Source organism: Pseudoalteromonas fuliginea (genome assembly GCF_000690055.1).
Taxonomy (GTDB): domain Bacteria; phylum Pseudomonadota; class Gammaproteobacteria; order Enterobacterales; family Alteromonadaceae; genus Pseudoalteromonas; species Pseudoalteromonas fuliginea.
Map to the genome: position 1 here is coordinate 1 of NZ_JJNZ01000188.1, position 616 is coordinate 616.

The 616-nt window shown below is 43.2% G+C and carries 1 protein-coding gene; it reads right to left on the reverse strand.

What is annotated here, in order from left to right; translation table 11 throughout:
* On the reverse strand, positions 1 to 465 hold a 465-nt coding region (locus tag DC53_RS00170; protein WP_033032504.1), incomplete at its 3' end, for a hypothetical protein.
* Positions 466 to 616 lie beyond the last annotated feature (151 nt).

The following is a 616-nucleotide window of genomic DNA, read 5'->3' on the forward strand; positions in this document are numbered from 1 at the left end:
GCTAGACCCTAACCAATACGTAACACCTGCCGCCATAAATCCAGATAATTGGCCAGCCATGAATACAAGTATGTCTTTGTTCTCCGCTGGTATCGCGTACTTGATCAACCAGTAAGCCATGGCGCTAAACAGCAAAAACATAAGCAAAGGTAACAACCAAGTCATCCAGTGGCCTTTATGCTCTTTACGTGCGTCTTGCGTGTCGGCTCGTTGATTGGCTAACTCTTCATTTTGTAACTGCATCTTTCGAACAATAAAGTCAAAGTTAGCCTGCTTCAATTTCAATAGTTGATCTGGCGTTGCGTTGTTTACTGCCTTTTCAACCAAATCAATATTGTCCGTTTCAACACCGGTTAACTCTTTGCTGATAATGCGAAGTGCCGTAGCTGGCAGCGTTGCGCCACCAGATACAATTGCACCAACAATGTCAGGCGCGTAACCGGCTATTTTTTTTAGCCATTCCATTAAAGTAACTCCCCTAGTTTTTGGTAGAACTTAATAGGATCGTTTTCACGATACAGATAAACGCGCTCCCACTTTTCAGTGGTCTTATTCCATTCTTGACAACAAAGCCAAACCAATCTATTTGGACGCTTGTCGATATGAACTAACGGTG